Source organism: Streptomyces sp. NPDC087422, assembly GCF_044744145.1.
GTDB lineage: Bacteria > Actinomycetota > Actinomycetes > Streptomycetales > Streptomycetaceae > Actinacidiphila.
In genome coordinates this window covers 848,540-860,341 of the sequence record NZ_JBIUXT010000004.1, presented here as the reverse complement: position 1 = coordinate 860,341, position 11,802 = coordinate 848,540, and the positions used below count along the sequence as shown (strand labels likewise).

Annotated in this window: 8 protein-coding genes and 1 pseudogene; 4 read left to right on the top strand and 5 right to left on the bottom strand. The window is 70.3% G+C overall.

Going from position 1 to position 11,802, the window contains the following annotated elements:
- The 5 genes and pseudogenes from ACIO6U_RS17080 to rhaI all read right to left on the bottom strand — a co-directional run.
- Positions 1 to 269 (bottom strand): annotated as a pseudogene (locus tag ACIO6U_RS17080) ((4Fe-4S)-binding protein); the annotation flags it as partial.
- Positions 266 to 1,087, bottom strand: a complete 822-nt coding sequence (locus ACIO6U_RS17075; protein WP_355350145.1) for a (Fe-S)-binding protein — start codon at positions 1,085 to 1,087, stop codon at positions 266 to 268. The pseudogene ACIO6U_RS17080 and the gene ACIO6U_RS17075, both read right to left, overlap by 4 nt.
- Before the next feature lie 61 nt (positions 1,088 to 1,148).
- A complete protein-coding gene (locus tag ACIO6U_RS17070; protein WP_401719711.1) occupies positions 1,149 to 2,654 on the bottom strand; it encodes a rhamnulokinase family protein in 1,506 nt (501 codons plus the stop codon).
- A gap of 418 nt (positions 2,655 to 3,072) precedes the next feature.
- Complete coding sequence (locus tag ACIO6U_RS17065; RefSeq protein WP_401719709.1) at positions 3,073 to 5,127, bottom strand: bifunctional aldolase/short-chain dehydrogenase; 2,055 nt, start codon at positions 5,125 to 5,127, stop codon at positions 3,073 to 3,075.
- Between the two features lie 277 nt (positions 5,128 to 5,404).
- A complete protein-coding gene (gene rhaI, locus ACIO6U_RS17060; RefSeq protein WP_401719706.1) occupies positions 5,405 to 6,571 on the bottom strand; it encodes an L-rhamnose isomerase in 1,167 nt (388 codons plus the stop codon).
- A gap of 299 nt (positions 6,572 to 6,870) precedes the next feature.
- Here rhaI and ACIO6U_RS17055 point away from each other — a divergent pair, with 299 nt between their 5' ends.
- The 4 genes from ACIO6U_RS17055 (at position 6,871) to rhaS (ending at position 11,765) form a co-directional block, all read left to right on the top strand.
- A complete protein-coding gene (locus ACIO6U_RS17055) occupies positions 6,871 to 8,391 on the top strand; it encodes a sugar ABC transporter ATP-binding protein (protein WP_401719703.1) in 1,521 nt (506 codons plus the stop codon).
- Positions 8,388 to 9,443, top strand: a complete 1,056-nt coding sequence (locus ACIO6U_RS17050) for an ABC transporter permease (protein WP_355350160.1) — start codon at positions 8,388 to 8,390, stop codon at positions 9,441 to 9,443. Before ACIO6U_RS17055 ends, ACIO6U_RS17050 begins: the two co-directional genes overlap by 4 nt.
- On the top strand, positions 9,436 to 10,581 hold the full coding sequence (locus ACIO6U_RS17045; protein WP_401719700.1) for an ABC transporter permease: 1,146 nt from the start codon (positions 9,436 to 9,438) through the stop codon (positions 10,579 to 10,581). Before ACIO6U_RS17050 ends, ACIO6U_RS17045 begins: the two co-directional genes overlap by 8 nt.
- An 80-nt stretch (positions 10,582 to 10,661) precedes the next feature.
- Entirely contained in the window at positions 10,662 to 11,765 is a 1,104-nt protein-coding gene (gene rhaS / locus ACIO6U_RS17040; protein WP_391049393.1) for a rhamnose ABC transporter substrate-binding protein, read from the top strand.
- Positions 11,766 to 11,802: the final 37 nt, after the last annotated feature.

The following is an 11,802-nucleotide window of genomic DNA, read 5'->3' as shown; positions in this document are numbered from 1 at the left end:
TCCAGGGCCCAGTGGACGGTGCCGCCGGCGGCGGTGATGTTCTCCTCGAGCTGGAGGAGGTAGTGGTCGAGGTGGCGCAGGGTGTGGTCCTTGACAGCGGCGCCCGCTGCGCGGAGTTGGGGCCAGTCGGCGAGTTCCGCGATGGCTCTGGCGCGTTTGTCGCGGATGGTGTGGGTGGCGTGGGTGAGGTTCGCGCGGAGCTGGGTGTCCTTCGTGGACGAGGCGGCCGCCTTCGGAAACGACGGCAGACCCAGATACGTACCACTCATCGGACCACTCCTCCATTGCGCGCGCCGCCCGTGGCGACATGGACCGGAACCCCGGCGGTCGGGACCGTCAGCGGGTGCTCCCGCGTACTGGCCAGGATCTCCGCGATGTGCACCGGGCGGATGGCGGTGCGCTGCCGGGACATCGTGCCGTCCAGGTGCATCAGGCAGGAGTTGTCGGCCGCGCACAGCACGTCGGCGCCGGTCTCCTCCGCGTGCCGCACCTTGTCCGCGGCCATCGCGGCCGAGACGTCGGGATTCTTCACGGCGAAGGTGCCGCCGAAGCCGCAGCACTCCTCCGCACCCTCCAACTCCCGCAGCTCAAGCCCCTTCACAGCCTCCAACAGCCGCCGGGGCCGCTCACCGAGCCCCAGCATCCGCAGCCCGTGACAGGTGGGGTGGTACGTCACCGTGTGCGGGAAGTACGCGCCCACATCCGTCACCCCCAGCACGTCCACCAGGAACTCCGTCAACTCGTACGTCCTGGGCACCACGTCGGCCAGCGCCTCGCTCAACTCGTCGCCGCGGCCCTCCTCCCGGGCCCGTTCGCCGAGGCGCGGGTAGATGTCCCGCACCATCGCCGCGCAGGAGCCGGACGGCGTGACCACGTAGTCGTATCCGGCGAAGACCCGCGCCTGGCGGCGCGCCAAAGGCTCCGCCTCGTGCCGGTAACCGGTGTTGTAGTGCGCCTGGCCGCAACACGTCTGCCCCATCGGGAAGTCCACCTCGACGCCGAGCCGCGTCAGCAGCGCGACGACGGCCTGGCCGGTCCGTGGATAGAGCGTGTCGTTCACGCAGGTGAGAAACAGGGCGGCACGCATCGCGGCTCCCTCGGGGTCGTGCGGGCGGATGACGGACGGCGGTTGGGCGGGTGACGGACGGTCAGGGGGCGGCGAGGGCACCGGAGATACGGGCGTCCGCCGCGTCCCAGGCGCGCAGGTCACCGCGCGGCTCGTACCGGCGCAACTCCTGCGTGTCGGCGACCAGTTGCCGCATCCGGGCCAGGTCGCCGACGAGGCCGTGGGTGCGGGCCTGGACGAGGATGTTGCCGAGCGCGGTCGCCTCGGTGGGCCCGGCGATCACCGGCAGCCCGGACGCGTCCGCGGTGAGGCGGCACAGCAGTTCGTTGCGGCTGCCGCCGCCGACCAGATGGATGTGGGTGATCTCCCGGTCGGCGAGTTCGGCGGCCTTGCGCAGCACCCTGCGGTGCGCGAGCGCCAGGCTCTCCAGCACGCAGCGGACCAGCGCGCCCCGGCTCTCCGGCGGGCGCTGCCCCGTACGCACGCAGTAGTCCGCGATGGCCGCGGGCATGTCGGCCGGTGCCAGGAACTCCGGCGCGTCCGGGTCGATCACCGCGCCGAACGGCTCCGCGCGGCCCGCGTCCGCGAGCAGTGACGCCAGCTCGGAGGGCTCGCCGCGCGCGGCCCAGACCCGACGGCACTCCTCCAGCAGCCACATTCCCATGATGTTCCTGAGATAGCGGAACGTGCCGTCGATCCCGCGCTCATTGGTGAAATTCGCGGCCCGCGACGCCGCGCTGAGCACCGGCGCGTCCAGTTCGAGCCCGGCCAGCGACCAGGTGCCGCAGGAGATGTACGCGGAACCCGGCGCGGTGGCCGGTACCGCCGCCACCGCGGAGGCCGTGTCGTGCGAGCCCACCGTGGTGACCCGCGTCCCCGCCGCCAGACCCGTCGCCGCCACGATGTGCGGCAGCAACTCCCCTGCGCTGTCGCCCGGTTGCCGCAGCGGCGGCAGCAACGCCGGGTCCAGGCCGATCCGGTCGGCGAGGTCCCGCGACCACTCGCCCGTACGGGCGTCCAGCAGGCCCGTCGTCGAGGCGTTGGTGACCTCCGCACCGACACTGCCGGTCAGCCAGTGCGTCACCAGGTCGGGGATCAGCAACAGCGTCCGCGCGGCGCCCAGTTGGACCGTGCCCCGCGCCGCCGCGAGCTGGAACACCGTGTTGAACGGCAGATGCTGGAGGCCGTTGGCCGCGTACAGCTCCTGCGCGCCGACCTCGTCCCGCACCCGCGGCGCCACCTGCGCCGTACGGCTGTCCCGGTAGTGGTACGGGATCCCCAGCAGCGCGCCGTCCGCGTCCAGCAGGCCGTAGTCCACCGCCCACGTGTCCACGCCGACGGACGCCACCGCGGCGCCCGACCTCGCCGCCTCGCGCAGTCCGTCCAGAACGCCGGTGAACAGGCCCGGCAGGTCCCAGTGCAGCCCGCTCGGCAGCCGCACCGGCACATTCGCGAACCTGTTCACTTCCGTGAGGGCCAGTTCCCCGCCGCCCACCCGGCCCACGACGACGCGGCCGCTCGTCGCGCCGAGGTCCGCCGCCGCGAACACGCCTGCGGCTGGGCTTGCGCCTGGGGGTTCGCCGATCATGCCTCTCCTTATACGGCCACTCCTGCGGAGTGCGGTCCTTCATTCTTCCCGCCCCGCGGCCCCTGGACGGTTCTCCTACGCGAGGCGTTAGGCCGAATCTTTTGGGGGCGCGGCCCGTGTGCGGTGTCCTTGCGTTTGTGCGTTGCGCCGATCTTTTAGTGGCGCTGGGGGCACCTCCCGGCCGCAGGCTGGGGGAGGAACTGCGCGCTCAGCCGAAGCGCTCCCGCAGGTCACCACCGGCCCCAGAGGTGCAGTTCGGTGGTGTCCCGACCACCGGCCGGTGGGGGCGGGCCGCACAGTTCCTCCCGCAGCCTTCGGCCGGGAGGTGCCCCAAGCGCCCCTGACGGGGCACGTCCTGCGCAGGGCGAACGCCTAGAGCCGTGCCCTTGAACACCGGCCCTGCGCAGGGTGACACGCCCTAGCGGAGGAAGGCGGCTGCGACGCCCGCGTCGACGGGGATGTGAAGCCCGGTCGTGTGGGTCAGCTCCCCGCCGGTGAGGGCGAAGACGGCGTTGGCGACGTGCTCGGGAAGAACTTCCCGCTTCAAGAGCGTCCGCTGCGCGTAGAACTCCCCGAGCTTGGCCTCCTCGACGCCGTAGACGGCCGCCCGCTTGGCCCCCCAGCCGCCGGCGAAGATGCCGGAGCCACGGACGACCCCGTCGGGGTTGATGCCGTTGACACGTACCCCGTACTCACCCAACTCGGCGGCGAGGAGACGCACTTGGTGGGCCTGGTCGGCCTTGACGGCCGAATAGGCGATGTTGTTGGGCCCGGCGAAGACCGCGTTCTTGGAGGCGATGTAGACGATGTCGCCGCCCAGCTTCTGCTCGATCATGACGCGCGCGGCGGCGCGGGAGACGAGGAAGGAGCCGCGGGCCATGATGTCGTGCTGGAGGTCCCAGTCCTTGGCGGTGGTCTCCAGGAGCGGCTTGGAGATCGAGATGCCCGCGTTGTTGACGACGAGGTCGACCCCGCCGAAGGCGAGCAGCGCGTCGGCGAAGGCCGCCTCGATCTGCTCCTCGGAGGTGACGTCCACGGTGACCGCGACGGCCTTGTCGGGACCGCCCAGCTCCTCGGCCACGGCGGCGGCGTTGCCCGCGTCGAGGTCCGCGACCACCACGCAGGCGCCCTCGGCGACCAGCCGCTGGGCGATGGCCTTGCCGATGCCGGACCCGGCACCGGTGACGAGCGCGATCCGGGTGGCCAGCGGCTTCGGCTTCGGCATCCGCCGCAGCTTGGCCTCCTCCAGCTCCCAGTACTCGATACGGAACTTCTCCGACTCCTCGATCGGCTTGTACGAGGACACGGCCTCCGCGCCGCGCATCACGTTGATGGCGTTGACGTAGAACTCGCCCGCGACGCGCGCGGTCTGCTTGTCCTTGCCGTAGCTGAACATGCCGACGCCCGGCACGAGGACGATCGCCGGGTCGGCGCCTCGCATGGCGGGGGAGTCGGGCGAGGCGTGCCGCTCGTAGTAGGCGGCGTACTCGGCGCGGTACTCCTCGTGCAGCGTGCGCAGCCGGGCCTCGGCCTCGTCGAGGGCCGTGCCCGCGGGCAGGTCGAGGACCAGCGGGCGGACCTTGGTGCGCAGGAAGTGGTCCGGGCAGGACGTGCCCAGCGCGGCCAGCCGCGGGTGCTCGGCGCGCGACAGGAAGTCCAGCACCTCGGGGGAGTCGGTGAAGTGGCCGACCTGCGGCCGGTCCTGGGAGGCGATCGAGCGCAGCAGCGGTGCCAGCGCGGCGGCCCGTGCGCGCCGCTCGGACTCCGGCAGCGGCTCGTACCCGTCGAGCACCGGGCCGAACGGGTCGGCCTTGCCGCGCTCCTGGAGGAAGGTCTCCGCGGTGCGGATGATGTGCAGCGAATTGCGTTCGCACTCCTGCGAGGTGGCGCCCCAGGCGGTGACGCCGTGCCCGCCCAGCACACAGCCGATCGCCTCCGGGTGGGCCTCCTTGACCGCCGCGATGTCCAGTCCGAGCTGGAAGCCGGGGCGGCGCCAGGGCACCCACACCACGGTGTCGCCGAAGCACTCCTTGGTCAGCGCCTCGCCGTCGGCCGCGCACGCCAGCGCGATACCGGAGTCCGGGTGCAGGTGGTCCACGTGCGCCGCGTCCACCAGCCCGTGCATCGCGGTGTCGATCGACGGCGCCGCGCCGCCCTTGCCGTGCAGGCAGTAGTCGAAGGCGGCGACCATCTCGTCCTCGCGCTCCACCCCCGGGTAGACCTCGGTGAGGGCGCGCAGCCGGTCCAGGCGCAGCACCGCGAGACCGGAGCCGGTGAGCGTACCGAGGTCGCCGCCGGACCCCTTGACCCACATCAGCTCGGTGTCGGCCCCGGTCACCGGGTCGGGCGCGGTGCCCTTGGCGGACGTGTTGCCGCCCGCGTAATTGGTGTTGCGCGGATCGGATCCGAGCCGGTTCGAACGGCCGAGCAGCGCCCCGACCGTGCTGTCGTCGGAACTGGAGGCGGAAGCCATGCGGTGTCCTTCGGAGGAATGAGTACGGGTGCGGGTGCGATGAGCTCGACCGGCTCGGAGGCTCCACTGCGCGTCGCGAAGCCGGTCGGCCGCGTGGGCTCGCCGTCAGGAGGGCCGGCGAGTGAACCGAAGCGGAGCGGTCGCTGTTGAAAGGGAGAACGCGCGCAGGTTGTGAGGAACGAGCAACCGAGCACGATCGACCGTCGACAGCGACTAAGCGCAGCGGAGGTGAACCGAGCCTTGAAAAAACTGGCGCGGTGAACCGAGCCTTAAAAAATCACGCGCCCCAGCCGGCCTGTTCGCCGCCGACGCGTTCCGAGATGATGCGGGTGGCCCAGCCGGAGCCGCGGTAGGCGGCCATCGGGTCGGGGTCGAGACCCAGTTCGGTGCGCACCTCGGCGAGCAGCGGCCGGACGTCGGTGTTGTAGGCGTCCATCAGTACGGCGTTGGCCTCCAGTACGTCACCGGCGCGCTGGGCGGCGCCGAGAGCGTCGAGGTCGACCAGCAGTGCCTTGGCGGTGGCCTCCTGGACGTTCATCACCGAGCGGATGATCGCGGGGATCTTCGCCTCGATGTTGTGGCACTGGTCGAGCATGAAGGCGACGCCCGTCTCCTGCTTCAGGCCGCCGTTCTTGGCGACCTCGTGCATGATCCGGAAGAGCTGGAAGGGGTCGGCGGAGCCGACCATGAGGTCGTCGTCGGCGTAGAAGCGGGAGTTGAAGTCGAAGCCGCCGAGCTTCTTCTCGCGCAGCAGGAACGCGACGATGAACTCGATGTTGGTGCCCGGCGCGTGGTGGCCGGTGTCTACGACGACCTGCGCCTTGTCGCCCAGCTTGAGGCAGTGCGCGTAGGAGGTGCCCCAGTCGGGGACGTCCGTGGTGTAGAAGGCGGGCTCGAAGAGCTTGTACTCCAGCAGCATCCGCTGGTCGTCGCCGAGCCGGTCGTACACCTGGGACAGCGCCTCGGCGAGCCGGTCCTGGCGGGCGACGATGTCGTCCTGGCCCGGGTAGTTGGTGCCGTCGGAGAACCACAGCTTCAGGTCGCGCGAGCCGGTGGCGTCCATGATGTCGACGCACTCCAGCAGATAGCTGACGGCCTTGCGGCGGATCGCGGGGTCGGCGTTGGTGACCGAGCCGAGCTTGTAGTCGTCGTCCTGGAAGACGTTGGAGTTGATCGCGCCCAGGGTCAGGCCGCGCTCCTTCGCGTACGCGCCGAGCGCCGCGTAGTCGTCCACCAGGTCCCAGGGGATGTGCAGGGAGACGATGGGCGCGACGCCGGTGGCCGCGTGCACCTGGGCCGCGTCGTCCAGCTTTTCGTACGGGTTACGCGGCACGCCCTCCTGCCTGAACACCTTGAAACGGGTGCCCGAGTTGCCGTAGGCCCACGAAGGGGTCTCGATCCGCTGGGACTTCAGCGCCGCCTTCACGGCCGACAGGTCTGTCATGGCAACCTCTGTGAATCGTTTCATTTGACGGCTCACCTTAAAGGCGACACTGCGCCATGTCAATGGTCATGACGAGAACCCGATGGCGGGCCGGTCGCCGTTATTGAATCGTGTCACATGAGCCGGACGCGCTGCTAGAGGGTCTCTTTCCAGCCGCGATTGGCCGTCCGTCGGGGGTTGATCTCCCGAAATGGCTTCCACGGACTCTTGACGGCCTGATCAAGCGGGGCTAACGTCCCGGCAACTCCATTGAAACATTTCACCCCGCGGCGCAAGACCGGGAGATCCAGGAGACATCAATGACCGACCCCGAACCGGAACGGACTCCGGTCCTCGCGCTGGAGGGGGTGAGCAAGTCCTTCGGCGCGGTACGGGCACTGCGCGACGTCTCACTGCGGCTGTACGCGGGTGAGGCGCACGCCCTCGCGGGGGAGAACGGCGCCGGCAAATCGACCTTGATCAAGGCACTGGCCGGGGTGCACCGACCGGACACCGGAACGGTACTGCTCGACGGCGCGCCGGTGGTCTTCCACGGCCCGGCCGACGCGCGCGACGCCGGTGTGGCCGTCATCTACCAGGAGCCCACGCTCTTCCCCGACCTCTCCATCGCCGAGAACATCTTCGTCGGCCGCCAGCCGCGCCGCTCGCTCGGCCGGGTCGACCACAAGGCCGTGCACAAGGCCACCGAGCAACTCTTCAAGCGGCTCGGCGTCGACCTCGACCCCGACCAGCCCGCCCGGGGCCTGTCCATCGCCGACCAGCAGCTCGTCGAGATCGCCAAGGCGCTCTCCTTCGACGCCCGCGTGCTGATCATGGACGAGCCCACCGCCGCCCTCACCGGCAGCGAGGTCGCCCGGCTCTTCGGCGTCGTCAGGGCGCTGCGCGAGGACGGCGCCGCCATCCTGTTCATCTCGCACCGCCTGGAAGAGGTCTTCGCGCTGTGCCAGCAGGTCACCACCCTGCGGGACGGCGCCTGGATCGCCAGCGAGCCGGTCGACGGCCTCACCGAGGACGACCTGGTCCGCCGGATGGTCGGCCGTGACCTGGACGAGCTCTACCCCAAGCAGGACGCCAAGGTCGGCGATGTCGCGCTGAGCGTGCGCAGGCTGACCCGTGAAGGCGTCTTCACCGACGTGTCCTTCGACGTCAGGCGCGGCGAGATCGTCGGCCTGGCCGGACTCGTCGGCGCCGGGCGCAGCGAGGTGGCCCGCGCCGTCTTCGGCGTGGACCGCTGGGACGCGGGCGAGGTCGAGGTCGACGGCCGCCCGCTGAAGTCCGGCGCCCCCAGCCTCGCCATGGCCGCGGGCCTGGCCCTCGTACCCGAGGACCGCCGCGAACAGGGCCTGGTCATGGAGATGTCCATCGAGCGCAACATCAATCTCACCGGCTTCAAGGCCACCACCCGCGCGGGCCTGATGGACCGCGGCGCCGAGCGCAGCCGCGCCGTCGACTGGGCCATGCGCCTCCAGGTGAAGTACGCCCGGCTCGCCGATGTCGTCGGCACGCTGTCCGGCGGCAACCAGCAGAAGGTGGTGCTGGCCAAGTGGCTGGCCACCGACCCCCGGGTGCTGATCGTCGACGAGCCCACCCGCGGCATCGACGTCGGCACCAAGGCCGAGGTGCACCGGCTGCTCTCGCAGCTCGCCGCCGACGGCCTCGCCGTCCTGATGATCTCCTCCGACCTCCCGGAGATCCTCGGCATGGCCGACCGTGTCCTGGTGATGCACGAGGGCCGGCTGGCCGCCGACATCCCGCGCGCGGACGCCACCGAGGAATCCGTCATGGCAGCGGCCACCGGCCGCGGAAGGAACGCGGCATGACCATGACCGCCAAACCGGCGTCGGCCGCGCCGCCGGACACCGCCTCCACCGGCGGCCTCCTCGACCGGGTGCTGAAGGTCAGGGAACTGGCCATCCTCGTCGTCCTGGTGCTGATGCTGCTGGCCACCCAGCTCGACAACAGCGCCTTCCTGTCCCAGCAGGGCATCAAGGACCTGCTGCTCAACGCGACCATCCTGGTGCTCGTCGCGGTCGGCCAGGCCATGGTGGTGATCACCCGGAACGTCGACCTGTCGGTCGGCTCCACGCTGGGCATCACCGCCTTCGCCGCGGGCGAGTTCCTGCGCGGCGGCGGCAATCCGCTGGTCGCCATCCTGATCGCGGTCGCCCTCGGCGCCGGATTCGGCATCGTCAACGGCCTGTTGGTCAGCCTCGGCCAGGTGCCCGCGCTGGTCGTCACCCTCGGCACGCTCTACATCATCCGCGGCCTGGACTCGATCTGGTTCGGCTCCAAGCAGATCACCGCCGCCGACCTCCCGTCGGGCTTCGGCAGCTTCGGGCACGACGGCCTCGGCGCCGTCCCGTATCTCGCGCTGCTCACCGCGGTCGTGCTGATCATCGCCGCGTACTACCTGCGCAGTTACCGCAGCGGACGCGACCTGTACGCGCTCGGTTCGAGCCCGGAGGCCGCGCGGCTGGCCGGTGTGCCGGTCCGCAAGCGCATCCTCACCGCCTACATCGTCTGCGGCGCCCTCGCGGGCCTGGCGGGCGCTCTCTACCTCGCCCGCTTCGGCAATGTCGACTCCGGCACCGGCAGCGGCTACGAACTCACCGTCGTCAGCGCCGTGGTGGTCGGCGGCGTCGCCTTCACCGGCGGCTCCGGCAGCCTGTACGGCGCCGCGCTCGGCGCCCTGCTGCTGACCTCGATCAACAGCGTGCTCCCCTCGATCGGCGTCAGCTCCGTATGGGTGCAGGCCATCGACGGCGTCCTCCTGCTGCTGGCCATCGCCGTCGACCGGGTGGTCGCGCTGCGGGTCGCGGCGGTGCTCCGTAAGCGGGCCGCACAGACAAGGAGTGCGACAACTCATGCCTGAGCCAACGAAATCCACCGGTCCGGCGAAGGCCGCGAAGCCGTCCGCCGGTACGAACCCGTCCGCCGGTACGAAGCCGTCCGCCGGTACGAAGCCGTCCGCGAGCGCGAAGCCCGCCACCGCGGGCCGTACGGCGACCGGTTGGGCGCGGGACGCGTTCCGCTGGGACACCGTCGTCGGAGCCCTGCTCGTCGTCCTGCTGCTCTGCTCCTTCTCCCTGGTCGACAACTTCGGCAACGCGCTGAATCTGTCGTTCCTGATCGGCAACACCCTGCCGATCGCGCTCATCGCGCTGCCGATGACGATGCTGGTGATCTCCGGCGAGATCGACCTGTCGGTCGGCTCCACCGCGGGCCTGTCCGGCGCCGTCATGGGCAAGCTGTGGAACGACGGCATGGCCATCGAGATGATCATCCCGCTGTGCATCCTGCTCGGCGTGGTCTGCGGCCTGGTCAACGGCCTGCTGGTGACCCGGCTCGGACTGCCCTCGCTGGCCGTCACCATCGGCACCCTGGCCGCCTACCGCGGCATCGCGCAGATCGTGCTCGGCTCCAACTCGGTGACCGACTTCCCGCAGCAGTACCTGGACTTCGGCTCCGCGCGGATCGGCGGCACCTTCATCCCGCAGGCCGCCATCCCGTGGGCCGTCCTGCTGGTCATCGCGGCCGTCGTCCTGCACGCCACCCCGGTCGGCCGCTCGCTGTTCGCGGTCGGCGCCTCGCAGGAGGCCGCGCGCTTCGCGGGCATCCGCACCAAGCGGCTGAAGCTGTCGATGTTCGTCGCCACCGGCACGATCTCCGCGCTCACCGGCGTCTTCTGGGCCCTGCACTACGCCAGCGCCCGCTACGACAACGCCACCGGCCTCGAACTGTCCGTCATCGCCGGTGTGCTGCTCGGCGGCATCGACTTCGACGGCGGCAAGGGCACGCTGGGCGGCGCGATCGCCGGAGTGTTCCTGCTCGGCGCGCTCCAGAACGTGATGAGTCTGATCAACGTCTCCGCGCAGTCCCAGATCCTGATCACCGGAGTCCTGCTGGTGATCTCGGTACTGGCACCGCGGGTGGCCCGGCAGGTGGGCAGGGCGCGAGCCCGGCGCAGAACCGCCGACGCGCCACCACCGGCCGCACTGGCCGCCACCTGACCCCCCGCACCACGCACGTCGTCCGAACACCCTCACCTGGTCGTCACCTGCCGCGAGTGCGGCATCGAAAGGACACCCGCATGTCGTACAGAACCGCCCCCGCCCGTCGCGCCGCGGCCGCGGTCGCCGTTGTCGCCGTTGTCGCGCTCAGCGCCGCTGCCTGTGGCGGCACCACCAAGAAGTCCAGCTCGGACTCGGAATCGGCCTCCGCCGGATCCGGTACGAAGGCGTCGGCCTCCGCCGACCCGAACGCGCCCGTCAAGAAGGGCCTGACCATCGCCTACCTGCCCAAGCAGGTGAACAACCCGTACTTCACCATCTCCGACAACGGCGGCAAGAAGGCCGTCGAGGCGCTCGGCGAGAAGTACAAGGAGGTCGGCACCAGCAGCGGCACCGACACCGCGGGCCAGGTCAGCTACGTCAACACCCTGACGCAGCAGCAGGTCAGCGCCATCGCGGTGTCCGCGCAGGACCCGGGCGCGCTGTGCACCGCGCTGAACCAGGCGCGCAAGAACGGCGTCAAGGTCGTCACGTACGACTCGGACACCAACACCAACTGCCGTGACGCGTTCGTCTCGCAGGCCAGCGCGGAGGACCTGGGCCGTACCGAGGTCCAGTTGATGGCCAAGCAGATCAACAACAAGGGCCAGATCGCGATCCTGTCGGCGGCCCAGACGGCCACGAACCAGAACACCTGGATCGACTTCATGAAGGACGAGCTGAAGAAGCCGGAGTACAAGGACATCCAGCTCGTCAAGGTCGCCTACGGCAACGACGACGCGCAGGCGTCGTTCCAGCAGACCCAGGGCCTGCTCCAGCAGTACCCGAACCTGAAGGGGATCATCTCCCCGACCACGGTCGGCATCAAGGCCGCGGCGCAGTACCTGAGCGGTTCCAAGTACAAGGGGAAGGTCCAGCTCACCGGCCTGGGCACGCCCAACGACATGCGCGCGTACGTCAACAACGGCACCGTGCAGTCCTTTGAGCTGTGGGACCCGGCCAAGCTCGGCGCGCTCGCGGGCTACACCGCCGTCGCGCTGGCCTCCGGCCAGATCACCGGCGCCGAGGGCGAGACCTTCACCGCGGGCGACATGGGCACCTTCACCGTCGGCAAGGACAGCGTCATCGTCCTCGGCAAGCCGACCGTCTTCGACAAGGCGAACATCGGCCAGTTCAACTTCTGAGCCGACGGCACCATCCAGTAAGGCAGTTGGACCGCCG

Coding starts and splice junctions, on each gene's coding strand:
- ACIO6U_RS17065 (WP_401719709.1), bottom strand. CDS start 5,127: ATGGCTTCCGCCTCCAGTTCCGACGACAGCACGGTCGGGGCGCTGCTC.
- ACIO6U_RS17055 (WP_401719703.1), top strand. CDS start 6,871: ATGACCGACCCCGAACCGGAACGGACTCCGGTCCTCGCGCTGGAGGGG.
- ACIO6U_RS17070 (WP_401719711.1), bottom strand. CDS start 2,654: ATGATCGGCGAACCCCCAGGCGCAAGCCCAGCCGCAGGCGTGTTCGCG.
- rhaI (WP_401719706.1), bottom strand. CDS start 6,571: ATGACAGACCTGTCGGCCGTGAAGGCGGCGCTGAAGTCCCAGCGGATC.
- rhaS (WP_391049393.1), top strand. CDS start 10,662: ATGTCGTACAGAACCGCCCCCGCCCGTCGCGCCGCGGCCGCGGTCGCC.
- ACIO6U_RS17045 (WP_401719700.1), top strand. CDS start 9,436: ATGCCTGAGCCAACGAAATCCACCGGTCCGGCGAAGGCCGCGAAGCCG.
- ACIO6U_RS17050 (WP_355350160.1), top strand. CDS start 8,388: ATGACCATGACCGCCAAACCGGCGTCGGCCGCGCCGCCGGACACCGCC.
- ACIO6U_RS17075 (WP_355350145.1), bottom strand. CDS start 1,087: ATGCGTGCCGCCCTGTTTCTCACCTGCGTGAACGACACGCTCTATCCA.